Origin of the sequence: Ensifer sp. Root278 (genome assembly GCF_001429285.1) — a bacterium.
Classification (GTDB): Bacteria; Pseudomonadota; Alphaproteobacteria; order Rhizobiales; family Rhizobiaceae; genus Ensifer.
Window position 1 is genome coordinate 1 of sequence record NZ_LMJJ01000043.1, and the last position, 23999, is coordinate 23999.

Below are 23999 nucleotides of genomic sequence, written 5' to 3' on the forward strand. Positions count from 1 at the left end.
CCTTGTCATTGGTCATGGCGATCACCTGGGCCCCTTTGCCGACCGCGCCGCCACCGCCTACCGCACCGTAGACCCCCGTCACATCTCGGGCGCGGCGAATGTGGCGAACGGTACCATGGAAATAGGTCTTAGAAGCCCCGAAGGCGAGGCCGCCCGAGATGCCGCCGACAGAGATGGGATAGCGGCGACCATGGAAGGTCAGCGTGCCCTCGCCGCCAGAACCACCCACAAAGAAGGCAGCCTTGTAGACTGAGAAGCTGATCGTACCGCTGTCGGCATGCGCGGAGCCGGCAAAGCTGATTCCTGCTGCAGCGATAACCGCAGCCGCGACTGAACGAAATCTGGACGAAATCTTCATGATGCGAGTCTCCTCATAATCGAGGCTTACCCAGCCAGGAGGGCGCGTCAGCGTCATGCCAAAGTCACAGCTGAAACAGYCTTGCCCGTCATTAGTTCCAAGCACGCGGCCCGAATCCGGCTGCGAGAAGGCCGCCGGCTCCTGTCGACGGTGAAGAGAACGTCGCCCTTGCGAACCACGGCATTGTCGGCGACCGCAACGCGATCGACGAGCCCGGTGACGTCGGGCGCAAGCGAAACGATGATGCAGCGGAACTATCGCGCTCGCCAGCTATTGTTGCGCGAAAGGAGCGCACCGATGACAGACATCCGAAACGCCACATTCTACGTGTTGGAACAGGACTCACGGCGAGCGGCCGCGCGGTTCACGTCCTTTACACCGAGGATGCAACCCAGATTCAGCTCACCCGCTTTGCCGCGGCTGGCATCAGAACGAGCCTTACTCCGCAAGGGTAGGGTGGATTGGCCGCGCAGGGCGCGAACCTCGGATCACAAAAACCACGGAATAATAACGGCGAGGTTCGTGTCTAAGTTACAAGCGGCGAAAAATGCATTCCGTTCGGAGGACATCCGATGAATACCGGGATCCCGCGACTCTCGATCATTGTCTCCATCATAGGTGTCCTCGCCACCGGTTGTGTCGCCGTTTCGGATCAGAAGACGGGGGCAATTGCCTCCAACGGCGGCTATGGGCCGAACCCGACGCTGCCAAAGCCGCGACCGACGCTTATCCCCACGATCCGGATCGCCGAAGCGAAAGGTTGGCGGGACGGCACGGCGCCGACGCCCGCAAAAGGCTTAAGGGTCAATGCCTTCGCCACAGGTCTCGACCACCCCCGTTGGCTGCACGTCCTGCCCAATGGCGATGTGCTGGTTGCTGAAAGTAACGCGCCGGAAAAGAAGGGCGGCGGCTTCAGCCTCCGCAAGCTGGTCATGGGCGCCGCAATGAAGCGTGCCGGCGCGGCAACCAAAAGCGCCAATCGGATCACGCTCCTGCGCGACACCGATGGAGATGGCGCCGCCGACATGCGCCGGAGGTTTCTGGAGGGACTGAATTCGCCCTTCGGCATGACTCTTTCGAACGGCACGATCTACGTCGCCAACACCGATGCCCTCGTCGCCTTCCCCTACAGGAGCGGCCGCACCCGTATAACTGCTCCGGCGCAAAAGATTGTCGATCTGCCGGCGGGCGATCTCAACCACCATTGGACCAAGGACGTCACCGCCAGCCCTGACGGGCGCAAACTGTACGTTACAGTCGGCTCGAACAGCAATGTCGGGGAAAACGGCATGGCAGCGGAGGCGAACCGGGCCGCTGTTCTCGAGATCGACCGCGCAAGCCGCCGCACGCGCGTCTTCGCCTCGGGCCTGCGCAACCCGAACGGCCTCTCCTGGAATCCGCAGAGCGGCGAACTCTGGGTCGCCGTCAACGAACGGGATGAGATCGGTAACGATCTCGTCCCCGACTACATGACCTCCGTCCGCGATGGAGGCTTCTACGGCTGGCCCTACAGCTATTTCGGCGGGAACGTCGACGCCCGCGTCAAGCCACAGCGTCCCGATCTCGTCGCCAAGGCTATCAAGCCGGACTATGCGCTGGGCTCGCACACCGCCTCGCTGGGTCTTACGTTCTCAAAGGGCGCTTCAATCGGCCCACTCTATCGCAACGGAGCTTTCGTTGGTCAGCACGGCTCCTGGAACCGGAGCGTCTACAGCGGCTACAAGGTTGTCTTCGTGCCTTTCCGAAATGGCAAACCCAGTGGCCGGCCACAGGATATTCTCACGGGCTTTATCGGCCCCGACAACAAGGCAATGGGTCGTCCGGTCGGCGTAGCGATCGACAAAAGCGGCGCATTGCTTGTGGCAGATGACGTCGGCAACGTCATTTGGCGCGTAAGCCGACGCAATTGAGAACCGAGCGCAGGTATAGAACTCATTTTGGCGAAGGGGAGGGGCGTGAGTTCGTCTCCGAAAGCCGACAAAGCGCCTGACGGCGAGCCTAAGCGCAGTATCAGCACAGCCTCAGCTTGTTGCTCAGAATAGGCGCCTTTCGAGAATGACTGCATGTCTCGCGACCCATCGGCGACGCATACTGTCCGATCCCACGACGCGGTAGATCAACCGCCAAGGCTTGTGCGATAGCCCATATTCTATCGTGGCCAACCGCATCGAAAGGAATAACGACGCCAGCAGGCGTGTCATACGCTTCGACAACAAAAAAGATGGAGTTATTGCAATGAGGATCGTTACCTTGATTACCGCCTCGGCGGCCTTGCTGATCTCCTCCGGTGCGATCGCCCAAGCGGACGACCATCTATTCCAAGCGCAACAGAACGGATTGGCGGCTGGCGGCACAGCATCTTCCAACACACACGCTTTCACGACAAACAGTGCAGGCCATAGTGGTACCTTGGCGCCCGGTCAGGGCAGTCCCTTCACCGGCCATGACACCCAGACGCCCGCTACTGATACCGATGCCGCCAACCAGCACGCCAACGTGAAAGTCCGCTAAGGCTGAAGGAATGGCAAGGGCTCCGCGTCTCCCTGCTCTTCGACGGCCCCGTTACATAGGCGATCGAGGCAGCGGCGCCGGCTCCGAATCTGAGGCGAGGCCGGCTGGCTGGCGGAAGGCGAGGAGGTAACGCTCTTGCTGGCTGGCTTGGCGTGGTCGTACTGGCCTGACGGCATTCCTTGATCTGAAGCCGGGCGAAACGTTGCGAGTGTCACCGGAGCGGCAGCATGCGGGCGACAATGGAGTGGAGCACACAGCACAGCACGCCCGCCAAAATCAGGGCTATGCGATGTAAGCTTCGTGATGGCTTCACTAGAACATTGCGATGCCTGCGCGCCCTCGAAGTGGTAGGATAAAGTTGGCCATTGGAGTGTGGGCGGGAAAATGGAGAGGCGGCTCACCGCAATACTCTCTGCTGATGTTGTCGGCTATAGCCGCCTGATGGGAGAGGACGAGGTTGGCACCCTAGAGCGGCTGAAGGCCTGCCGCCGGGAGTTGGTTGATCCCGCCATAGCCGACTTCCATGGCCGCATCATCAAGCTCATGGGCGATGGTGCGCTCGTTGAATTCGCGAGCGTTGTGGACGCGGTTCAATGTGCCGCCGTGATCCAGCGGAGAATGGCCGGCCGCTGCGAGGCTGTTACCGCGGCACAGCGAATTCAGTTCCGTATTGGCATCAATCTCGGTGACGTCATCGTCGAAGGCGATGACATCTACGGCGACGGCGTGAACATAGCCGCGCGACTGCAAAGTGTGGCCCAGCCTGGCGGGATATGTATATCCGGAACCGCGTTCGATCACGCCGTGCACAAGGCCAATGTCGGCTTTTCGGCCCTCGGTGAGCAGCACCTGAAAAATATAGCCGACCCGGTCCGTGTCTATCGCGTTCTGCTCGACCCATCCGAGGGGGGAAAGGTCTTGACGGTCGGCCGCAGGCACGGCCGTCGGGCTATTATCTTGGTAGTGGGCCTCGCCGCGATGCTGATCGGAACCTTGGCGATCGTCTTCGCATGGCAATGGTCGTTTGCCCCGCAGCATACATCGGTTGCGGTGCTGCCATTCGCCAATCTGAGCGGCGACCCGGCCGAGGATTATTTCACCGATGGCATCACCGACGATCTGATTACCGATCTCGCAAGTCTATCGGACGTGGAGGTCACCGCCCGGAATTCGGTGTTCGCTTACAAAGGCAAAGCCGAAGCTGCGGCGGACATCGGACGCAAACTCGGCGTGCATTTTGTCGTCGAGGGCAGCGTTCGTCGAACGGGGGATCAAATCCGCATCAATGCCCAACTGATCGATATCGCAAGCGGCGACCATGTTTGGGCCAAGAGGTTCGACCGCGACGAAGCGGAGGTATTCGTGCTGCAAGACGAGATGAGCAGGCAGATCGCTAAGGCACTCGGGTTAGAGTTGACCCGGTCGCAGACCGAACGGATTGCCCGACCGCCGACCGCGAACCTTGAAGCATATGACAATTATCTGCGGGCCGAGCAGGCGACGAGGACCGGACGCCCTTCCGAGTTGCTGGAGGCCCTAGCCCTGTTTGACAAGGCGGAGGCGCTCGACCCCGGTTTTGCTGAGGCCTTCGCGGCCGACGCGCGCACCACCGCTTACGTCTGGCGAAACGCATTTGACGACGTTCTCCAGAGCGCATTGGCGCGAAAAAGGGCCTACGACAAGGCAAGCCGTGCCTTGGCGCTCGACCCCGCCCTTTCATCGCCGTACGCGGTCCTTGCCGTCATTCAGGTCGTGGAGCGACGCTATGAAGAGGCCATCGCCTCAGCACGGCAGGCGATAGCCCTCGGGTCCGCCGATGCCGAAGCGCAGATGGCCGTCGCATACGTTCAACTGTTCTCCGGAAACCTTGCCGAAGCCGCTGCGGCCGTCGAGACGGCGCTCAAGCTCGATCCGAACCTGTCGGCCATCGACCGGTATACCGCTGGGCTGATTTTCTATCTACAACGCGACTACGTGAAGGCCATCGAAAATTTTGCGCTTGCGCGCGATGGTTCGCCCGGAAACGGCTATTTCGTTACCCCTCTCGCTATGGCCTACGTCCAGGTCGCCCGGCTTGAGGATGCCCGTGCGGCTGTCGCCGAAGGAATCCGGCTGCTCGGCGGTAGCAAATCTGCGGAGTCCCTGGCGGGCTGGCGGATGAGTCATGCCCACTTTCGAAACGAGCAGGACTTGGCGTTTATCCTCGATGCCCTGCGCGAGGCCGGTATGCCGGAGTGGCCATTCGGATTCCAAGGCGACGCGCACGACCGGTTGAACAGTGACGAAATAGCGAGCACGGTCATGGGGAAACTTCTGCGGGGTAAGATCGGCCCCTCCGGAAGCCCGGCACTCCTGCAGGTTAACCGCGATGGCAAGGCGGCATTCCGCTCAGCAACGCAGATGATGACCGAAACGGTTTTCGTCAAGGGGGACTTGCTCTGTGAGCAGAGTGAAAACGCATTTGGTCAAGCCGATTGCGGCCCGGTCTACAAACGTGCAAGTTCGCCCGATGAAGGCGGCTATGCTTACGTGAACTCGAGCAAGGTCTTCTACTTCTCGCCAGTCAAATAGATACGCGCATCCGTGGCGGTTCAGTGATATTGATCCAGCTTGAGGTCGGCCGCGATCTTCGGCCAATTGTCATCGGCTTTGGCCACTGCTTCCACCGCGTGGGTCGCAAACCAGTTCGCACCGCCCTGATCGTAGGTCAAGTAAAGCTTGCCGTCGATAATCTTGAACGCTTCTGGATCGATGTTTACCGTGACTGACCCGAATGCGACCTCGCCCGCGCAGTAGCCGCCATACTGCGGCGCATACTTCATCGGCTCGCTGATAAACATTTCGCGGTGTTTGGCATTGGCGAAATGCCAGGGCGTCCCCAGCCATTCGTAGGAGAATTTTTCGGAACCTTTCATTGCCTTGCCGCGGGTGAAGTAGGCGACCGGGTCGTATCCCATGATCGCTACGCCGCCGAAGTAGCCTGTGTTCACCGAGTCATCGGCGAAAGCTGATGGTCCACCAACATTGGCTGCGATCGCAAGGATAACCATCGCCACAGATCCGCGAAGCCCCCGAGTCGGAGCGCGTTTGCTCATCGCATGCATCGTTCCCTCCTGCTCAATCGTGGATTCCCAAACACTTCATGTAATCGTCGTCGCCCAAAACGCTGGCCGGAGGACAGGTCGCGCCATGCCGCTTCAACAGCCGGACAATGTCGGTATTGCCTTTCCAAAACGCCCGTGTGATGGGCGTGTAGCCGTGAACCTCCACACGGCCGACATCGGCTCCCCTGGCGAGAAGAAACGTAGCGAGAGCGACGTGGTTTTCCTCCCCGGCAACCATCAGCGGCGTCACACCCGCCTTATTGGCCGCATCGTCGAGCGTCGCGCCGTGGGCGAGCAGTAGTTTGGTGATCGGCAGGCTGCCAGAAAAGGCCGCGGCATGAAGCGGGGTAAAGCCGCCAGAGTTTCGCGCCATAACGTCGGCACCTTTATGTATCAGCAACTCGGCGATTGCGAGCTGGTCGGCCAAAGCAGCGTTTATCAGAGGCGTTGCTTGATCGTGCGCCCGGCTGTTGACATCGGCGCCCGAGGCCAGAGCCTTCTCGACAGCGGCGGAATCTCGGGCTGTTACGGCATCGAACACGGAATTCCCCGCGGCGGCGATTGTCGCCGTGAAGATCAGCGTTTCCAATGCCAATAACCCGCGCATGGCTGGCCTTTCTAGGTTTCTAAAATAGCATGGACCCTGTTTTTTGGGTAGGCGGCGACGCGCCTAGTCTCGTGTAAGCCCCTCCTTGTGGGCGATCACAATCATAAGGAGAGTAGTAGGTTTCAAAGCGGGCACGCGGGTCTTTGTCAAACACTGTGCGGCATAGCACCGGCCCTGACTGCACAGCGTATCTAACGCGGATTGTGCCGCGGTGAGGTCCACCAAAGGGGTGCTTGGTGTCAAACGCGTGAATCTGTCCGGCCGGCATTGCCTCAGGCAAAATGGTGCGCTGGCTTTAACTGCGTGGGGGAGGGCGATGCCGGGGCACAGTCGATTGGGGCCCCGACCAGCTGCGCGCGAGAGCCTCGTCAGCACGTCGCGTGTCGTCGCCTTGCCCGAAGCGAGATCGGCGTGGAGGATCTGAAGGGCGAGAAGATCATCTCGTTCTCACGGCAGAACCTCTCTGACACTGAGCGATATTTCACTAAAAAGTTCGAGGAGCACGATCTGTCGAAGAGTTTCGCCTATACTGCGACGACACCTTCTCGCTGGTGTCGTTGGTCTCCGCAGGTCTTGGCATCGATCTGCCCAACAGCAAGTTCGAGCCCATGGAGGTGAGGGGCATCGACTTCCCTGGCCTTCCCGCGGCGCGGCGTGCCGGGTAGTCGGCCCCGGTCCCCGGCTGATGGCTTGGCTCTCCTAATTCTCTTGGCAGACGGCACTTTTAAGCGATTAAGGCCCGCGCGGACGGACTCTCCAACATGCTTTTGCTATCTTCTAGCTCGGCAACCTTTGCCGCTGCCTCCTTCAGCGACGACTTTCTCTGCTCGGAACTTACGTTGACCCCATCTGCAGTGATAACCTCAGGACTGGCGATTCCGATGAAAGTCAGCACGCTCTTCAGATAGCTCAGCGTGTGCTCCAATTTCTCTGCTGGTGAACCCGGTCCGTAGAAGCCGCCGCGCGCCAACGCTATGATGACGCGCTTGTTGAACACCAAGCCTTCGGGTCCCTTTTCGGTGTACCGAAACGTCTTGCCCGGGACGGCGATTCGATCAATCCACGCTTTCAGTTGGCTGGGCACGCTGAAATTATACTGGGCTACGCCGAGAACGACGGTGTCGGCTGCCAGGAACTCTTCCAGAACAGCTTGGCCAAGCGCAAGGTCGGCCTGAAGCGCGGCATCATGGCTCGCTTCCAAGCCTCCCCTGACCACGGCTACGTAGTTGCCTGAGAGGTGTGGGATCGGCTGGGCTGCAAGGTCGCGATACACCACGTCAAAGCCAGGATTGAGATCCTTAAGGCGTGTGACCACAGCCGCCGAAAGCGCTCGGCTGACGGAGTTTCCGCCGAGAATGCTGGAATCGAGATGCAGGAGGGATGGCATCGATGAACCTCACACACGGAATTGAGCGGGGATGGGGCTGAGCAAGATGGAAGTCTCGATCAACAGAAATGATTATAAAGTCATTTCGACGATATAGTCAATATGAAAGTTCACTGATCATCTGGAAATTAGAAATGGGTCACGCCAGCTTTCGATCGCCTCTGTCGCGATTTTGCGGTTGCCCTTTCAGGATGGCTTGGCCTGCTGCATCCGTCGATCGGGCGCGGCGCCGGGAAGCGAAAGCTCCAATACAATTGAACGCAATAGTCAAAACGACTATATGCTCATAGCGAGCCACGGGATTTGCGGAGCAGGTTGACGAATGGCAAAGATAAATATGGAGCGCCGGGCGAAGATCGGGCGCGAAAGGCGGGCCAGGACGCACGCGCAAATCGTCGAAGCGGGGACGATGTTGCTCGCGCAAGGGCCCGCCAAGGCCCTCACAGTGGAAGCTGTTGCAGAGGCAGCGGGCCTCGCCAAGGGCACCTTCTACTATCACTTCCAGAATATCGAGGAGTTGGTTTCTGAGGTAACCGGGCAACTCGGCCGGAGTTTCGACGACGTGCTGTCGCCTGATCGGTTCGAGATGAGCGACCCTATCGCCCGTATTTCTTTCGCCTTCACGCAATCACTGGAAAAAGCGATTTCAGACACTGGCTGGGCGCGGTTGGTCGTTCAGAGCGCGCAAACCCGCGGCGAGTTCGCCCGCAGTGTTCGCGACAATCTCAAAACCGAGATTGCTGAGGCGATTGCCCAAGGGCATATGACAGTGAGGGACCCGGAACTGGCTGTCGACATCCTCGTTGGAATTTGGCTGCAGGTGACCCGTGGCATTCTCCAACGAGTCGCCCCCCCTGAATTGTCCAGCCAGGCCCTGGAAGCGGCACTTCGGGCCATCGGGAGCGCCCGACCCAAGAGCCCGAGTCCTTGATGGGTTCTGGCGAAGCTTCCGTGTCGGCATTATAGAGCATGTACCATGCCCCCGGGGTGTGCCGCTCGCAAAGCAGTCCGAAATCGCGAAGCTTGCTCCGCCCCGCATGTTCGCTACTTGGTCGCGCTTCGCGAGGAATTGTCCGACATGGGAGTTGCCGGTAAGCGCATAAGGACAGACTTGGCCTCCTGGGCATTGAGGCCGATCGCGCGCAGAATCGCGCTGATGGCAGCGTCACGGTCGATCGAGGACAACCTTCCTTCGCCGAGCGCGCGTAAGATCTGGAGCATGATTCCGACGACAATCTCCAGTTTCAGCTCTGCAGACACCCCGTCGTCCGGCAATGCCTTCGAGAACTGCTGTAGGTCTTCGAAGAGGCGGCGGCGGGCAATCTCGCCGCCCTTCGGCGCCGCTGCCGCCAGTCTTGCGACAACGCTGGCCCATAGAGGGTCTTTGAGAGCCTTGTCGATGAATGAGTAGCACCCGAAGGCAATCTTTAGAGCAGGGTCGGTGAGGGAGCCTCGGCCCGGCTGCAGCAGTTCGTCGAAGGACCGCACCAGCTCCTCCGCGACCGCTGCGGTCACTGCCTCCAGGCTGTCGAAATGAACGTAGAAGGTTCCCTTGGCGACGCCGGCCTCCTTGACCACGTCATCCACTGTGACAGATTCCACCGCCTGCCTAGCAAACAGCGAATTGGCGGCAGCAACAAGCTGCGCTCGAGTTCTCGCGCGCTTTTCACGCCCGATTTCGGCGCGTCGGATCGGATCGATTTTGGCCACGTACAGACAACCTGAAAACTTTTCATGCAAATAGGTCATATTGACCAGAATGTCCAGTTATCAGCCCTAACCAGATGCGACGACCTTTCTAAGTCGCGGAGGGGCAGCACCGGCTAGTTCTGTTCGATCGTGCCGCTGCAGCCGTCGTAAAGCTACCGGCAAACCCAGTGCGCAAGAAGTACTATCATCGCGCCCCCGTATTCCCGGCGCTAGGCTCGGCGAGGAGAGAACTCCTGCATCGTACAAAAGCGTAATTCTCATATTGACGTGAAGGTCGAATTGACATATTAGTCAAGTCGAAGGTCAAATTTGATCATGCGTAGGCCTTCTCATCGTCAAACCCTTACAACCTCGAACCTTTCGAGCGGAGGCTTTCATGCGCCCGTCGTCCGGTCAGTTTCTTTGTGTCTGTGTTGCTAGCCTTTATCTCTCTGGCAGTTGCGAAGTCCTCGGACTCGCAGTCGCGACCATGCTGACGCTGGTCTCCTATATCGCCGTCAACCAATTTCGGGAGACGGACGAGCCGGCGATAGATCCGCGTGCACTCGCGGCGCCTGCTGCCGTACGGCTGCACTGAGGCGGAACAGCCATGCCGGAGACCCCAGCCTCGCTCCTTGAGCGCTCTCTTCGATCGGATACCCCGATGTACGTCTCGCCGAGTGAGAACAAGCAGGATTATGTAGACAGGATGCTCCTTGCCGCGTTGCAGGAAACGCAAGTGACGGCGCGCTCCTATGACACCAAGGCGCAGATCGTTGGCGCCGGCTACATCCTGGCACTCAATCTGGTGCTGCATTTCGGCGATCTCCTGCCGACGCGTGCACCGCTTGGCCCGCTGTTCTTCGCCGTGGTCTGGGGCGTTGTCATCCTGCCGATCCTGCAGTTCGGGCAAGTGCTCTATCCGAGCCGAACCCGCGCAGAAAAGGACCTGCTCGGGAAAACGTCCGCTGCTTCCGATCAGCGCGTCTACTATGTCGAACCCGACACATTTGCCGATCTCAAAGACTTCGTCCGAGAGGCGCTGAGATCCGACTGGACCTCGGTGCTCGGCGCCGAGCTGCTCAAGACGTCTCGCGTCAGGATCATCAAACAGGTGCGCTTCCGGCGGGGCCTTATGATGGCCGTCGTGTCTTTCATCGTGCTCGGAGGCGAGCAGTTTATTCGAAGTCTCGCCATCCCCTGATAAGGAACATTCGGTAGGCGGGGACGATCCGGCCCGGTTCGAGTTCCACACCGGAAAAGATAGGAGATTCTATGCGACTTTAGAGGTGCACAGAGATCGGCAAGATCCACCTGGGGCTATGAACGCGGTAACAGTCCGTTTAGGGCCAGGTCGAAATGCGCCTCGATGAAGGCAGGCCCATCAATCGGCTTTCGATCCGCAAACATCAGGCGCCACACGGCAACGTGAAGGATCGAACTGGCGACGACGTCGGGAAACTTTGACGCGGCCCCCTCGCGGAATTCTCCCGATGCCACGCCTTCATCGACGAGCGTACGGACGGCAGCGATCAACGGAGCGATGAACTCGTCATGGTGTCGGTCCACAATGTCGGGGAAGCGCGTCCCCTCGGACAATGACAAGCGCAGGAGTTCTCTTGTTTTCCGGTCGTCGGCGATCTTTTCGTATGCCAGGAGCAGAAGGGCCCGTAGCTGGTCCGCCGTCGAACCTTCGAGTGTGCCGACAGACGCCAGCAGGTCCGCGAACGGGGTCGACATATGGCGGAACATTTCCTCGAAGAGAACGTCCTTCGTCGGAAAATAGAGATAGACGGTGCCCTTCGTCACCCCGAGGCGGGCAGCAACGTCTTCCACCCGCGTCGCCGCGTATCCCTTGACGGTAAATTCTTCGAACGCGGCCTCGAGGATCTCCTGAGGGCGCCTGGCTTTTTGTTCCGCCCGAGAGGTCTTCTTTTCGGTCTTTGTCATCACACTTCCATTTCCTGCTGGATTGGACCGGTTGTTCGGGTCGCCTGGTTGCAAGCAATCCTAGCAGGTTAGCCCGGGTACAGACGGTTCGCCGCTTTGGCAACTGTGATCATCCCGGCGCCTTGCTCAACTAATTGACTAACTCGTTAGTCAGTGATACTAGCGCACCACCCTTTTGATTGCAAACCGCTGTGGAGAAAAACATGAAGCCCTTTCGTTTGATTGGAATTGGTCTCGCCTGCGCCTATCTCGCCGCTTGCGAAGACAAAGCCGAAGTGGCCGCGCCACCACAGCAGGTTCGGGCGGTTCGCGCGTCTGCGGCCGAGTATCAACCGGCCGCAGAGATTACCGGCGAAGTCAAGGCACGGATCCAATCCGATCTGTCCTTCCGCGTCAGCGGCAGGGTTATCGAGCGTCTCGTCGACGTTGGATCGCATGTGGACGCCGGCGACGTCCTCGCTCGTCTCAACGATACCGAACAACGGGCCGATGTGGAGGTAGCCCGCGCTGGGCTCGAATCGGCACAGGCGATCGTCAAGCAAAAGGCCCTGACGTTCGAACGGTATGACGCGCTATTGCGCTCACGCTCGATTGCTCAGGCGACCTTCGATCAGGCTGACAAGGAACTGCGAACGGCACGAGCGTCACTGGATGCTGCGGAAGCGGCGTTGGCAACGGCGAAGGACGCATTGTCGCATACCGAGTTGAAGGCCGGCTCGGGAGGGATCATCACCGCGCGCGAGATCGAAGTCGGCCAGGTGGTTTCCGCGGCGCAGCCTGCCTTCACTCTCGCCCATGACGGCCCCCGCGACGCCGTTTTCGACGTCTTCGAGGCTTTCTTTCTCGAAGGACGGCCATTGGCGCAGGTCGGTGTCGCACCGGTCGGGGATCGCGCGCTCGAAACTCAAGCGACCGTCAGGGAGATCGCTCCTTTCATCGACACGAGAACCGGAACGATCCGCATCAAGGTGGCGCTTGCGGAAGATGCGCAATGGCCGCTTGGCACGCCGGTTGTCGGTGAATTCCGTTCGCCGTCACGCAAGGGGATTGTCCTGCCCGCCGGCGCGATCGCCTCCGCGATGGGCGAGCCCGCCGTGTGGCGCATCAACCCCGTGAAGAACTCCGTCTCGCTGCAAAAGATCGCAGTCGCTAAGTACCGGCAAAGCGATCTGATCGTGGAGGGCGGGATCGCTCCGCAAGACCTGATCGTCACAGAGGGCGGAAAGTTCCTCAAGCAAGGCCAAGTGGTGGCCTGGGAGGGCAAGTAAGATGGTTGCTTATCGTCCCCAAGTCTCGTTTTCACTCCTGGCAGCGCTGGCGATTCTTGCCGGCTGTAGTCAGGATGCCGGCGCAGGTGAGACCGCCAGGCCGCGGCCGGTCAAGTCCGTTGCGGTGAGTGCAGCGCACGTGCAGCTAGTGCGCCTCCCCGGGATCGTCCAGGCCAGGGTTGAGACCGATCTTGCATTCCGAACCTTGGGACGCGTCGTGTCGCGCAAGGTAAATGTTGGCGACCTCGTGCGTGCCGGCGATGTCGTGGCTGAAATCGATCCGTTTGCTCTTCAGCTTGCGGTCCGCAGCGCCGAAGCCGATCTGCGCAACGCTGAAGCGCAGTTCGAGAATGCCTTGTTGACGCAGGACCGCAAGCGGAGGCTTGCCTCGACGAGCGCCGCGAGCACCGCGGATCTGGACCTCGCCGATCAGGCGCTGAAATCGGCCTGGGCGGGCGTCGGCAAGGCAAATGCCAGCCTGGAGAAGGTACGCGAGCAGCTTGGCTATGCTGTGTTGAAGGCCGAGTTCGATGGTGTTGTGACTGCGACCTGGGTCGAAGTCGGACAGACGGTAACTGCCGGGCAGCCTGTCCTGAAGCTTGCGCGTCTTGATCAGCGCGACGTAGTCGTCGACGTTCCCGAAACGTATCTACGATCGTTGCGTCTGGGGGACCGAGCGGACATTGCCCTCCAACTCGATGACGCGCTGCAGACCTCCGGCGTCCTGCGCGAAATTGGCCCGCAGGCGGATGCCGGTACTCGTACTCATCGGCTGAAAATCGCCATCGATGAGGCGCCGGAGGTCTTCCGGCTGGGATCGGTAGTGACCGCGGCACCAGCCGGCGTTCGGCAAGGGGCGGCGATCGACGTACCGGCAACGGCCGTCGTCAAGAAGGACGGCGCCGACCGTGTCTGGGTGGTTGACCCGGAGACACACACCGTCTCGCTCAAAGCCGTGCGGCTCGACGGCTCCTCCACGGACATCCGTTCTGTCCAAGTCCTCTCCGGGCTCAAGGATGGCGAAGAGATCGTCGTCGCCGGCGTGAATGAACTTGCCGAGGGGCAGAGTGTGAGAACTGAACAGGATAATCGCCCGTGAACAAATTCAATCTTTCAGACTGGGCGCTCGAGCACCGCTCGCTCGTCTGGTATTTCATGATCATCTTCGCAGTGGCGGGAGCGTTTGCCTATCTAAGCCTTGGCCGTGAAGAGGATCCATCCTTCACGATCAAGACGATGGTGATCCAGGCCCAATGGCCCGGCGCCTCTGCCCAGGAAGTGACGCAGCAGGTTACCGACCGCATCGAAAAGAAGCTGCAGGAACTCAACAATCTCGAACACACCCGCAGTATCACAACCGCCGGCCAGACGATCGTCTTCGTCGATCTGTTGCCGGATACGAATGCGCAGGATGTAAAGCCCACCTGGTCGCGGGTGCGCAACCTGATCGACGACATCAAACACGAGTTCCCTCAGGGCGTCATCGGTCCGTTGTTCGATGACCAGTTCGGCGATGTCTACGGCAATATATTTGCCTTAACCAGCGACGGGCTAAGTCACCGGGAACTGCGGGACTTCGCGGAAGATGCCCGTACCCAGATCCTCAAGATTGCGGACGTCGGCAAGGTCGACATCGTCGGCGCGCAGGACGAGGTCATCTATCTTGAGTTCTCCACCCGCAAGATCGCGGCCCTCGGCCTTAACCGCGCCGACATTATTTCCACGCTGCAGGCGCAGAACGCCGTCACCCAGTCGGGTTTCATTCAGACGGGACCAGAACGCGTCGCATTGCGGGTCGGAGGACGCTTTATCTCCGAAGACACCTTGCGTGGGATCAACCTACGGGTAAACGACCGATTCTTCCCGCTGACAGACGTTGCCAACATCACGCGTGGCTATGTCGACCCGCCGACCTCGCTCTTCCGATTCAAGGGAAAACCGGCCATCGGGCTCGCAATTGGCATGAAGACCGGCGGTAACCTGCTTGCCTTTGGCGAAGCGCTCGAAAAGACGATGGCCGGGATCGTTCAGGATCTTCCCGTCGGCGTCTCGGTCGAACAGGTATCCGACCAACCGAAAGTCGTTCACGAGGCCGTGGGAGGCTTCACGAAGGCCCTGTTCGAGGCGGTGGCCATCGTGCTCGCGATCAGTTTTATCAGTCTCGGTTTCCGGGCAGGCCTGGTCGTGGCGATCGCGATCCCGTTGGTTCTCGCTATCACCTTTATGGTGATGCTCTATTCGGGCATTTCACTGCAGCGAATCTCGCTCGGTGCGCTCATTATCGCACTCGGTCTTCTCGTCGACGACGCAATGATCGCGGTCGAAATGATGGTGGCACGGCTGGAAATGGGTGACAGTCTCAGGAAGGCCGCCACCTACGTCTACACGTCCACGGCCTTTCCGATGCTGACCGGCACGCTCGTGACCGTCGCGGGCTTCATCCCGGTCGCCTTCAACAAGAGCAGCGCCGGCGAATTCACTTTCACCCTCTTCGTCGTGATCGCCGTATCGCTCGTCGTCTCCTGGATCGTTGCCGTCCTGTTCACGCCTCTCATCGGCGTTACCTTGCTGCCGAAGACTATGAAGAAGCATGCTGAACACAAGGGCCGGTTCGCGAGGGCATTCTCGAGCATGCTGCAGTTCTGCTTGCGCTGGCGCTGGATGACGATCCTCGCGACCGTTCTCCTCTTCGCAGGTTCGCTCGCGGGGCTGACATTGGTGCCGCAGCAGTTCTTCCCAAGCTCTGACAGGCCGGAACTGATCGTTGACTGGAACCTGCCGCAGAACAGCTCGATTGCCGAAACGAGCCGTCAAATGGCTCAGTTCGAGCGCGAGATGCTGGCCGGAAACCCTGCGGTCGATCACTGGTCGACATATGTCGGAAGGGGCGCGCCGCGCTTCATCCTTTCCTTCGACGTGCAGCCGGCAGACGTTTCCTTCGGTCAGACCGTTATCGTCGCCAAGGAGCTCGACGCCCGCGACAAGCTGAAGCAAGAAGCGGAAGCTTACCTCCAGAAGACCTTTCCCGGCACTGACGCCTATGTGAAGCTGCTGGAAATCGGACCGCCGGTCGGCAAGCCGATTCAGTACCGCGTGTCCGGCGAAGACCTCCAGACGGTGCGCGACCTGGCACAGAAACTGGGGTCTGTCATCGGTGCCCATCCTTCCCTCAAGAATCTCGCCTTCAACTGGAATGAACCGGCACGTGTCGTAAAGATCGACGTGCTGCAGGACAAGGCGCGGCAGCTCGGTGTCTCGTCCCAAGACATCGCGATGGCGCTCAACACCGTCGTACAAGGTGACGCCGCAACGCAGGTCCGGGACGACATCTATCTGGTCAATGTCGTCGGTCGTGCCTCGGAAAAGGAGCGCGGCTCGATCGACACGCTGCTCGACCTGCAACTGCAGAGCAGCAGCGGTCAGTCGGTTCCGCTCTCATCGGTCGCAACGTTCCGTTACGAGCTCGAACAGCCGACGATCTGGCGGCGCGACAGGGTCCCGACCATCACGATCAAGGCCGGGATCAGTGGTACGACGCAGCCGGCGACCATCGTGAAGGCGCTCGCCGACAAGGTTGCGGCGTTCGAAAAGACGCTGCCGGTTGGCTATTCCGTTGCAGTCGGCGGCGCGGTCGAAGAAAGCGCCAAGTCGCAGGGGCCAATCGCCACGGTGGCGCCGGCCATGCTCCTTATCATGGCGACCCTGCTGATGATCCAGCTCCAGAGCTTCCACAGGCTCTTCCTGGTCTTCTCGGTTGCCCCTTTGGCGCTGATTGGTGTCGTCGCGGCGCTGTTCATGAGCAATGCCCCGCTCGGCTTCGTCGCTCTTCTGGGGGTGCTCGCACTCGTTGGCATTCTCATCCGCAACTCGGTGATCCTGATCGTGGAGATCGAGGAATTGCGAGCCGCGGGAAAGTCGCCCTGGACGGCGGTGGTGGAGGCGACCGAACACCGAATGCGACCAATTATGCTGACGGCCGCAGCCGCGACCCTGGCGCTGATCCCGATCTCGCACGAGATATTCTGGGGACCCATGGCCTATGCAATGATGGGCGGTATCGTCGTGGGCACGGCACTAACGCTCCTCTTCCTGCCGGCGCTCTATGTCGCCTGGTTCCGGATACCGCGTGAGATCGAGGAGGGCTGACATGACCGGTTCAACGCCTCCCGACCGCCCGCGCAGCATTTGCGCTTTGCAATGGATCGGCCGCAAGCGGCCGATCCTCACGACACATCGAACAAAGCCTCGACAGGTGCTCCCCGCGCTAGTGATAGTGTCCGTCGTCATAACCGGCTGCGCGACCCGGGTGGAGAACGTCCTTCAGCCTCATCAGGTGGCAGCCAACGACGCCAGCCGGGTGAGCATGCTGGTGGCAACGACGCGAAGGCCATCCGACGATCCCGGCCGCCTCTATTCGGGCGAGCGTGGAACGGCGATCTCGCTGAATAACCTCACCGTCTCCATTCCTCCGGATCGAAACCGCAAGATCGGCGAGGTGCAGTGGCCCTCACGCGTTCCGCCGAATCCGGAAAAGGAGTTTGCAGTCCTTGAAGTCGGCAAGGTTGCGACGGAAGGGCAGGCTCTCGCATGGTTTCGCAAGAATCGGAACGCCAAGCGGCAGGTGCTCATCTTTGTTCATGGCTTTAACAACACTTATGCCGACGCCGTCTTTCGCTTCGCCCAGATCGTACACGACTCGGGCACCGATGCGGCACCTATACTCTTCGCCTGGCCATCGCGGGCTCGCGTTTTCGACTACCTCTATGACAAGGAGAGTGCCAACTACTCGCGGCGAGCCTTGGAGGACCTGATCCTTCAGGCCACCCGAAGCCCCGATGTCGACGAAGTGACGATTCTCGCGCATTCGATGGGGACCTGGCTCGCGGCGGAGGCACTGCGCGGTGTTGCCATGCGCGAAAAATCGATCCCGGCCAAAATCAAGAATGTCATCCTTGCATCGCCGGACATCGACATCGATGTGTTTCGCCGGCAGTTTATCGAAATGGGACCAAAGCGGCCGCATTTTGCGATTCTGACATCCACACGTGACAAGGCGCTCGAGGTTTCGGGCTTTCTGTCGGGCGGAGTTGACCGCGTCGGAGGATCCGATCTCAGACCCTATGCCGCTGCGCTCGAGGAGTTGGGCGTGTCAGTCATCGACACAAGCGCCATTGCGTCAAACGACCCGCTTGGCCACAATGCCTTTGCTGACAGTCCCGAGATCGTGCGTCTGCTCGGCCGGCGTCTGGCCGGCCAATCGATTTCGGGCGGCGAGGAGACGTTCGCGGATCGCGTGGGAGTAGCCGCCGCCAATTTCGCCGGGTCGGCAGCCCGCGTGGCCGTTGCGGCTCCGGTATCGGTCATCAGCGGCGATGCGCGCGAAGTCTTGAAACGCGAACTTTCTTCCTCGAGCGGGCAGATCGTGGATGGAAGGATCGCGTATTGACGACAGGTCTGCCTGGCAGACCTGTTTTCTGCCTAGCTGCCTCCATTCATGTTTGGCGCCCCTTAGCGCGCACCGTCGAGATCATCCAGTCGATCTGCGGCATAGAAGCCTGCAGAAACTCGCTCCCAGCAGAAGGTGACGTCGATCTGCGACGCCGTTTCCGGCGGCGAGGATCAAAACGAATACCCCACTTTGACGGCGGCGCTGACGAGATCGTTGTCCGTAAAATTTCCGAATGAACCCGACGCATCACCGAACTGGTGGTAGCTGATAGCGGTGGTTATTTTCATCCCGTCCTTCGTATAGATCGCCCCAAGCGTGGCGCCCCACAAACCGTCGGTTGCGTCGAGCGGCCCTTCAGCCGATACGTCGGTCGAGGGTTCATATGTCAGAGTTGTGAAACCCGACCATTGTTCACTGAACATCTGTGCCACGCCGAGCGTGTAGGTCGTCGTGTCGTTGAAGTGGACGAGTGATCCCAAAGGGTAGCCCGGCGGATTGATCGTGTGTTCGCTCCAATCGGCCCAGCGAACTGTCGCGAAGAGCAACGTGGAAAGGCTGATCGGCGCCTGGAGATGGACGTTGACCGATTGCGGGGTCTCGACATCCGTGGTCCCTTGATAGGCACCGGACGTGTCGAAATCGTAGTCGATCGCGGAATTGTACGTGACTGCGATCCGGACATGGCTTTCCGGGATTTCAAAGGCCGCCCCAACCACGTAGCCCGCCGCCCAGGTGTCGTCAAAGGTGACGTTGCCAATACCGGCGGGCACGCCGCCTGCGAAAACTGAGATATCGGTGTCGCCACCCATACGTTGCAGTCTGGGTCCGCCGAAGACGCTGAAACGATCCGTGAGCTTGTAACGCAGCAAACCTGTGACTGCGATCGACTCGACTTTTCCCGACAGGCCGGACAGCGGCCCGCTATCGTACTCGACTCTGCGCCCATACGGATTGTCTACGATGACCGCTCCTGAGAATTGTTCGTTGATATCGGCCTTGAAGGCGCCATTGTAGAATGGGACCGAGGGCGCCGTATCGCCGGAAGCAAACGGGGGCCCGACGGCAATGATTTGTCCCCCCACGTTCGGACTGCCAAAGCCGATCCCGAATTCGACGTAGCGTCCCGTCTCGAAAAGGGCTTCATTCGGCTGCCCCAGGAGATCGAAGCCTCCTCCCATCGCCGGTGTGACCAAAAGACAGCTGAACAATCCGGTCGACAAATTAATAGCTTTCATGCGGGTCTCCCTCCTCCGAGACGTGTCGCTTTTCCGCAAAGCCAAGGAAATGCGCATTGCTCTCTTTGCCTGCAGCCCTGCGTGTTGCCGGCTGCTCCAGGTCAAGGGGCTAGACCAGAAGGTGACACCCGAGCCCTTCACACCTCCGCCGATTAGACTGTGGTGCGGGCGGCCACGGCGTGCGCGTCCTGGTCTCGCCGAGATCACGCGTCCACGATTGCGAGCAATTGCCCGCCAAAATCGACCGCGCTGTCATCGGTGCGCATTTCGGCACGCATTATGTCGCCCGGTGCGAGGTAACGTGCGTGCGCGGTCGCCTCCTGGATGATCGCTTCCTTCCGCTCCGAATCCTTGAAGAGCTTGGTCGTCAGGATTTGGGCGAGGGGGGCGCTCGCTTGCAGGATCACGCCGCCCGGCGTCCCGGTCAGGACCAGATCGCCCGCAGCCAGGTCCATTAGAGACGCAATGTCGTTGAGGCAGGTTTCCGGGCGAAAGACGAAGTCCCGGGAATGGGCCGACTGCCGCAGTTCGTCGTTCAGCCAGAGACGGATCTCAATCCTGTCGAGCAGATCCGCCACCTCGTCCGCTTCGGGAATGACCAGCCACGGACCACAAGGGCAGAAGGTCCGGGCGCTTTTGCCGCGGAACCACTGCAAGAAGGCTTCACCGAACATGACGTCGCGGGCTGATATGTCGTTGCACAAGACGAGTCCGCCGATGAAATCGCCGAGGGTCTCTCGGGTGACGTGGTCGCCCGCAGTTAGTGGTCGCTTCAGGACAAGCCCAAGTTCCACTTCGTAGTCGAGCATCTGACATCCTGTCGGCCGGATGACGGGATCGAACGCTCCGGATAGCGAGGAGGCGGCCTTCATGAAGAGCAGGTTCTTCTGGCGTGACGCATGCCCCGATTGATCCGCGTGATCTGCATAATTCAGACCCTGGCAAACGATCTGCGCCGGCGCTGTGACGGGGCTCAGAATGGTTGCCGAGTTGATCGGGAAACGTTCAGCGCCTGCCCGCGCCTTGAGCTCAGTGGGAGGAAGGCGCAGGATGTCGGCAGTCGAGACGAAGGTGCCTTCGAGGGGTGCGATCTCTTCTCCATCCAAAATTCCCCACAAGGGTTCTCCACCGATCGCAAATCGGGTCACTTTAACAACCATTTCATTTCCTTTTTTGAGGGGGCCGCTTGGAAAGCGGCTCGAATCTCCGCTCACAGCACTTTGAAGGTCGGCGCGGCGTTAGGCGCGGTCCTTGCCCTTGAGCTCCCCGTATCGCTCGCGATAGTTCTCGATCGTGTCCATTGCCCCGCAGAATTCGACATTGTGCCAGTCGGGGTCGTAGAGATAGCAGGCCACGTTTCCGCCGGTCTCGCCGTCGCCCAAAGGCGGTTCGCTGTTGTGGCGGACTGGACCGTAGTTCAACTGGAATCCGTCGGCCTGCTGTTGCTTGGCAAAGGCCAGGACATCCTCCAGTTGGTTTCCTTTCACCTCGAGCGCGAAATGGAAGAAGCTCATGCCCGAAGGTACGGTAATCCTGCCTGAAGGATCGTATTCCTCGACGAGCACGAGGCATTCCTCGTGGTCAGTTGCACTCATGTAGCAGCAGCGAATGCGCCACCCTTCCTTGAACGGATGCGGCTCCAGCTCGCAGGTGCGGCTATGGATCATGCCGGCAACTTTCTCGTACCAGGCCCGGCTTCGCGCGATGTCGCGCACATAGATGGAGAGCTGTCCGATATGAGAAACGAGCGAAGGCTTGAAGACGCCGTAGTCCTCAGTCTTGTTGGAGAACCGCCGCTTCGTCAGCGTCGGCCACAACAGCACCATTTCGCGAAACCATTTCCGCTTCAGGAGGCCTGCGAAGCGTAGCTTGAATGGGGGCAGGACGTTCGGGGGAACGAATGCGGTATTGCTCATCTGCTGGGCTCCTCAATGATCTCGATCCAGTGCCTGTCTGGGTCCTGGAGGCAAAAAGCACGCGATACAGGGCGCGCGGAGGCGAGCATGCGCCCCTCGCGGATCGGTAAGTCCATGTCTCGTGCGCGGCGTCTGATCTCGTCGAATGCCTCTGCGTCCTTCACGGCTAGCGTGAAGTGGAGCATGGAATTGTTGTCCATCTTCAGCTTGTGATGCTTCACCAGGCAGATGTCGTGATGGTGGAAGCCGAATGAGAAGAAATGCATTTCCTGCTGCGACAAACGCATCGCGGCGCTGCTGTCGGGATGGTTGAGAGCGGAGAACTGCAGGTCGAAGACCTTGATATAGAAAGCCTTTGAGCGTTCCAGGTCGGTAACGTAGAAGACGTGGTGTTGAAGGTGGGTGACGAGGATTCGAGTTGGAGCGTTCATGACTGGTTTCCTGACTGCTGGTTTGCCCATGAGAGTGCTGGCGCCCCGATCTCGGAAAGGGCAAAATTGATCGCCATGACTGGCTTCCTTTTCTTCTCGCGAGTGTTCAGAGGAATTGCGCCTTAAAGGCGTAGTGGCCCAGTTTTTCGCGCAATAGGCGTGGATCGCCCTCTGCTGTAATTCTTGCAAGCAGCCCGAGCCGGGCGTCTTGAATGACCGAAAGCGATTCGAGCTTCACGCCGGACGACGCCGCCTCCTGAAGGACGACATCCTCGATCTCCAGCATCGACAACGCTGGCTTGAAGAGCTTGCCGACGGGTGTGACGGGGAGCGTGGGCAGAATCCGGACGGATTTGGGGTGCGCAGCGCGCTCGGGAATACGGCCGACGGCATGGGCAAGCAGATCCGCCTCCGTTGCGGTCGTCCCGGGCTTCAATTGGACGTAGAGCACCGGCAGTTCTCCCGCGCGCTCATCGGGTCTTCCCACCGCTGCGGCAAGCTGTACCGCCGGGTGATCTTGCACGGCATTTTCGATCAGCTTCGGATCGATGTTATGCCCGCCCCGGATAATGAGCTCCTTCTTGCGACCGGTCAGCCAGAAGTAGCCGTCAGTGTCCTGGCGGGCGAGATCGCCGGTGTTCAGCCAGCGCTCGCCGTCAATCTCAAGCCAGAGGCCCTTGTTGTGTTCGGCATTGATGTAACCGGCAAAGACATTCGGCCCGCGGATCGCGAGCACGCCGACCTCGTCCGTCCCGGCGAACCCGGTGAAGCCCGAATCGTCGAGTCTGACCACTGCCATTTGCTGGTAGGGGAGGCGTAGGCCGATCGAACCGACACGCCGCTCGCCTTCCGGCGGGTTGACGCTGGAAACACAGGCGCCTTCCGTCAGGCCGTAGGCCTCCAGAATGCGGATTCCAATCGTCTCTTCGAAAGTGCGGAACAGTTCCACGGGCATCGGAGCCGCGCCGCAAAAACCGTAGCCGACGCTCGAAATGTCGCGGCCGCCGACCGGCACCTGCATCAGTGCCGAGTATACAGTCGGAACGCCCGAGAAGGCCACGACACGATAGTGTTCGACGATCTCCCAAAAGGACGGAATAACTCCCTCTCCGCGATAGCCGTGCGGCGTGCCCATGACGACATGCCCGCCTTGCGACCACGGGATGAGGCCTGTCACCAACTGTCCATTGACGTGGAAGAGCGGCAGGCCGCAGAAGATCGCCTTGCCCGGTGCGAACACACTCCCGATAAAGGCTTGGGTGGACCAGGCGTCGAACACCTCCGACAAATGGGTGCGCGCGGCGATCTTGGGCAGTCCGGTTGTGCCGCCCGTGCAGAAGTATGAAGAGATATCTCCGGGATTGGGCATCTCGAAGGTCAACCCGTCGCCGCGTTCCCCGGCAATTTCCTGACGCAGGCTGAGAACGGGGATAGAAAGGCCGCCGACATCCCGAGCCTGTGAGCGTACCTCCGTGGCTTCCTCGGTGGTGCCGCGGAAATACGGTTCAAAACTGACGGTCAGAATTCCCTGCAAATCCGGTACATTCGCCGCGGCCTTGATCGCCTTCTGCCAGATGTCTGTTCCCGGAAAGGGGGCCAGTGTGACGAGCCATTTTGCTTTCCCGGCAATGAGGAGCTCGCAGATCTGTCCCGATTCAAGCAGCGGATTGATCGCGAAGGTGATGCCCGCCGCCTCGCCACCCCAGATCACGAAATGCGCTTCGGGCAGATTGGGCAGCACGAAGGCCACGACGTCGTCGCGACCGATGCCCAGCCGCCGCAGGGCATTGGCTGTCCTCGTGATGTCAGCGAGGAGCTCGGCGTGCGTCCAGACGACGGGATCACGGAAGTTTTCAGAGCGCAGAAAGAAGGACAGGGCAAGCTGATCCGGCGCGACAGCGGCGCCGTGCGCAAGCATCTCATAGGTGCTTGCCGGGAGGTTACGCTCCGGCAAAGGGATTTGCTCGAATGCCTCAACATCGGGCAATGTGGCAATGGGGCGACTGACGCCGCCATGGGTTTTTGCGAGCATAGTGATCTTCCTCCCTGTAGGTCTGCGCCGGCTCACTTGGACACCGGCGGCAACTCCCAATT

The 23999-nt window shown here is 60.1% G+C and carries 21 protein-coding genes and 2 pseudogenes; 11 read left to right on the forward strand and 12 right to left on the reverse strand.

Translation table 11 applies throughout. The annotated features are described in order from the left end of the window. The coding region (locus ASE60_RS29240) for a hypothetical protein (RefSeq protein ID WP_057255113.1) at positions 1-358 on the reverse strand (358 nt) is incomplete at its 3' end. A gap of 140 nt (positions 359-498) precedes the next feature. Next, positions 499-600 (reverse strand): annotated as a pseudogene (locus ASE60_RS35885) (biotin/lipoyl-binding protein); the annotation flags it as partial. A gap of 330 nt (positions 601-930) precedes the next feature. Here ASE60_RS35885 and ASE60_RS29245 point away from each other — a divergent pair. From ASE60_RS29245 to ASE60_RS29255, 3 genes are all read left to right on the forward strand, one after another. Further along, positions 931-2268, forward strand: a complete 1338-nt coding sequence (locus tag ASE60_RS29245) for a sorbosone dehydrogenase family protein (RefSeq protein WP_057255114.1) — start codon at positions 931-933, stop codon at positions 2266-2268. A 244-nt stretch (positions 2269-2512) separates the two neighbouring features. Then, positions 2513-2869: a hypothetical protein gene (locus tag ASE60_RS29250; protein ID WP_244495726.1), complete on the forward strand. Its 357-nt coding sequence runs from the start codon at positions 2513-2515 to the stop codon at positions 2867-2869. Between the two features lie 384 nt (positions 2870-3253). Beyond that, positions 3254-5440 carry an adenylate/guanylate cyclase domain-containing protein gene (locus ASE60_RS29255; protein WP_057255116.1) on the forward strand — a complete coding sequence of 729 codons (2187 nt, stop codon included), beginning with the start codon at positions 3254-3256 and terminating at the stop codon, positions 5438-5440. A 20-nt stretch (positions 5441-5460) separates the two neighbouring features. Here ASE60_RS29255 and ASE60_RS29260 read toward each other — a convergent pair whose 3' ends face one another. Together ASE60_RS29260 and ASE60_RS29265 are read right to left on the reverse strand one after the other, a co-directional pair. After that, positions 5461-5973, reverse strand: a complete 513-nt coding sequence (locus ASE60_RS29260) for a YHS domain-containing (seleno)protein (RefSeq protein WP_112994301.1) — start codon at positions 5971-5973, stop codon at positions 5461-5463. Positions 5974-5986: 13 nt separating this feature from the next. Further along, entirely contained in the window at positions 5987-6580 is a 594-nt protein-coding gene (locus tag ASE60_RS29265; protein ID WP_057255118.1) for an ankyrin repeat domain-containing protein, read from the reverse strand. Positions 6581-6976: 396 nt separating this feature from the next. Between ASE60_RS29265 and ASE60_RS35890 the strand changes: the two are divergent. Further along, positions 6977-7212: pseudogene (locus ASE60_RS35890) on the forward strand (LysR family transcriptional regulator); the annotation flags it as partial. A gap of 92 nt (positions 7213-7304) precedes the next feature. Here the strand turns inward: ASE60_RS35890 and ASE60_RS29270 are convergent. After that, the gene (locus tag ASE60_RS29270) at positions 7305-7967 is read right to left on the reverse strand and encodes an FMN-dependent NADH-azoreductase (RefSeq protein WP_057255119.1); all 663 of its coding nucleotides are present in this window, start codon (positions 7965-7967) and stop codon (positions 7305-7307) included. Between the two features lie 322 nt (positions 7968-8289). On the opposite strand from ASE60_RS29270, the gene ASE60_RS29275 reads away from it, so the two are divergent. Next, complete coding sequence (locus ASE60_RS29275) at positions 8290-8898, forward strand: TetR/AcrR family transcriptional regulator (RefSeq protein ID WP_057255120.1); 609 nt, start codon at positions 8290-8292, stop codon at positions 8896-8898. A 113-nt stretch (positions 8899-9011) separates the two neighbouring features. On the opposite strand, the gene ASE60_RS29280 is transcribed toward ASE60_RS29275, so the two are convergent. After that, positions 9012-9716 (reverse strand): TetR/AcrR family transcriptional regulator, encoded by a 705-nt coding sequence (locus ASE60_RS29280; RefSeq protein WP_244495727.1) that lies wholly within the window; start codon positions 9714-9716, stop codon positions 9012-9014. Positions 9717-10053: 337 nt separating this feature from the next. On the opposite strand from ASE60_RS29280, the gene ASE60_RS34945 reads away from it, so the two are divergent. Both ASE60_RS34945 and ASE60_RS29285 read left to right on the forward strand, forming a co-directional pair. Further along, positions 10054-10254: a hypothetical protein gene (locus ASE60_RS34945; RefSeq protein WP_156414745.1), complete on the forward strand. Its 201-nt coding sequence runs from the start codon at positions 10054-10056 to the stop codon at positions 10252-10254. A 12-nt stretch (positions 10255-10266) separates the two neighbouring features. Further along, positions 10267-10860, forward strand: a complete 594-nt coding sequence (locus ASE60_RS29285; protein WP_057255122.1) for a hypothetical protein — start codon at positions 10267-10269, stop codon at positions 10858-10860. Positions 10861-10976: 116 nt separating this feature from the next. Here the strand turns inward: ASE60_RS29285 and ASE60_RS29290 are convergent, their stop codons facing one another. Further along, positions 10977-11606: a TetR/AcrR family transcriptional regulator gene (locus ASE60_RS29290; RefSeq protein ID WP_057255123.1), complete on the reverse strand. Its 630-nt coding sequence runs from the start codon at positions 11604-11606 to the stop codon at positions 10977-10979. Between the two features lie 203 nt (positions 11607-11809). On the opposite strand from ASE60_RS29290, the gene ASE60_RS29295 reads away from it, so the two are divergent. Genes ASE60_RS29295 through ASE60_RS29310 form a run of 4 tightly spaced genes read left to right on the forward strand, consistent with a single transcriptional unit; the run spans position 11810 to position 18320 of the window. Further along, positions 11810-12874 (forward strand): efflux RND transporter periplasmic adaptor subunit, encoded by a 1065-nt coding sequence (locus tag ASE60_RS29295; protein ID WP_057255124.1) that lies wholly within the window; start codon positions 11810-11812, stop codon positions 12872-12874. Between the two features lies 1 nt (position 12875). Further along, positions 12876-13973, forward strand: coding sequence for an efflux RND transporter periplasmic adaptor subunit (locus tag ASE60_RS29300; RefSeq protein WP_057255125.1), 1098 nt, complete (start codon positions 12876-12878; stop codon positions 13971-13973). Then, positions 13970-17020 carry an efflux RND transporter permease subunit gene (locus ASE60_RS29305; RefSeq protein ID WP_057255126.1) on the forward strand — a complete coding sequence of 1017 codons (3051 nt, stop codon included), beginning with the start codon at positions 13970-13972 and terminating at the stop codon, positions 17018-17020. The genes ASE60_RS29300 and ASE60_RS29305 overlap by 4 nt, the downstream gene beginning before the upstream one ends. Position 17021: 1 nt before the next feature. After that, positions 17022-18320, forward strand: a complete 1299-nt coding sequence (locus ASE60_RS29310; protein WP_244495728.1) for an alpha/beta hydrolase — start codon at positions 17022-17024, stop codon at positions 18318-18320. A gap of 173 nt (positions 18321-18493) precedes the next feature. On the opposite strand, the gene ASE60_RS29315 is transcribed toward ASE60_RS29310, so the two are convergent. The 5 genes from ASE60_RS29315 to ASE60_RS29335 form a co-directional block, all read right to left on the reverse strand. Next, positions 18494-19558, reverse strand: a complete 1065-nt coding sequence (locus ASE60_RS29315) for an outer membrane protein transport protein (protein ID WP_057255127.1) — start codon at positions 19556-19558, stop codon at positions 18494-18496. Positions 19559-19761: 203 nt separating this feature from the next. Continuing rightward, positions 19762-20772 (reverse strand): fumarylacetoacetate hydrolase family protein, encoded by a 1011-nt coding sequence (locus ASE60_RS29320; protein WP_244495729.1) that lies wholly within the window; start codon positions 20770-20772, stop codon positions 19762-19764. A gap of 24 nt (positions 20773-20796) precedes the next feature. Continuing rightward, on the reverse strand, positions 20797-21474 hold the full coding sequence (locus tag ASE60_RS29325; RefSeq protein WP_057255129.1) for a VOC family protein: 678 nt from the start codon (positions 21472-21474) through the stop codon (positions 20797-20799). Continuing rightward, on the reverse strand, positions 21471-21905 hold the full coding sequence (locus tag ASE60_RS29330) for a VOC family protein (RefSeq protein ID WP_057255130.1): 435 nt from the start codon (positions 21903-21905) through the stop codon (positions 21471-21473). Before ASE60_RS29330 ends, ASE60_RS29325 begins: the two co-directional genes overlap by 4 nt. A gap of 106 nt (positions 21906-22011) precedes the next feature. Then, positions 22012-23973, reverse strand: a complete 1962-nt coding sequence (locus tag ASE60_RS29335) for an acyl-CoA synthetase (protein ID WP_244495730.1) — start codon at positions 23971-23973, stop codon at positions 22012-22014. Positions 23974-23999 lie beyond the last annotated feature (26 nt).

Bases quoted from the DNA above. Each gene is read 5' to 3' on its own strand.
- ASE60_RS29245 (WP_057255114.1), top strand. From the start codon at position 931: ATGAATACCGGGATCCCGCGACTCTCGATCATTGTCTCCATCATAGGT.
- ASE60_RS29255 (WP_057255116.1), top strand. From the start codon at position 3,254: ATGGAGAGGCGGCTCACCGCAATACTCTCTGCTGATGTTGTCGGCTAT.
- ASE60_RS29260 (WP_112994301.1), bottom strand. From the start codon at position 5,973: ATGCATGCGATGAGCAAACGCGCTCCGACTCGGGGGCTTCGCGGATCT.
- ASE60_RS29265 (WP_057255118.1), bottom strand. From the start codon at position 6,580: ATGCGCGGGTTATTGGCATTGGAAACGCTGATCTTCACGGCGACAATC.
- ASE60_RS29270 (WP_057255119.1), bottom strand. From the start codon at position 7,967: ATGCCATCCCTCCTGCATCTCGATTCCAGCATTCTCGGCGGAAACTCC.
- ASE60_RS29275 (WP_057255120.1), top strand. From the start codon at position 8,290: ATGGCAAAGATAAATATGGAGCGCCGGGCGAAGATCGGGCGCGAAAGG.
- ASE60_RS29280 (WP_244495727.1), bottom strand. From the start codon at position 9,716: ATGACCTATTTGCATGAAAAGTTTTCAGGTTGTCTGTACGTGGCCAAA.
- ASE60_RS34945 (WP_156414745.1), top strand. From the start codon at position 10,054: ATGCGCCCGTCGTCCGGTCAGTTTCTTTGTGTCTGTGTTGCTAGCCTT.
- ASE60_RS29285 (WP_057255122.1), top strand. From the start codon at position 10,267: ATGCCGGAGACCCCAGCCTCGCTCCTTGAGCGCTCTCTTCGATCGGAT.
- ASE60_RS29290 (WP_057255123.1), bottom strand. From the start codon at position 11,606: ATGACAAAGACCGAAAAGAAGACCTCTCGGGCGGAACAAAAAGCCAGG.
- ASE60_RS29295 (WP_057255124.1), top strand. From the start codon at position 11,810: ATGAAGCCCTTTCGTTTGATTGGAATTGGTCTCGCCTGCGCCTATCTC.
- ASE60_RS29300 (WP_057255125.1), top strand. From the start codon at position 12,876: ATGGTTGCTTATCGTCCCCAAGTCTCGTTTTCACTCCTGGCAGCGCTG.
- ASE60_RS29310 (WP_244495728.1), top strand. From the start codon at position 17,022: ATGACCGGTTCAACGCCTCCCGACCGCCCGCGCAGCATTTGCGCTTTG.
- ASE60_RS29315 (WP_057255127.1), bottom strand. From the start codon at position 19,558: ATGAAAGCTATTAATTTGTCGACCGGATTGTTCAGCTGTCTTTTGGTC.
- ASE60_RS29325 (WP_057255129.1), bottom strand. From the start codon at position 21,474: ATGAGCAATACCGCATTCGTTCCCCCGAACGTCCTGCCCCCATTCAAG.
- ASE60_RS29330 (WP_057255130.1), bottom strand. From the start codon at position 21,905: ATGAACGCTCCAACTCGAATCCTCGTCACCCACCTTCAACACCACGTC.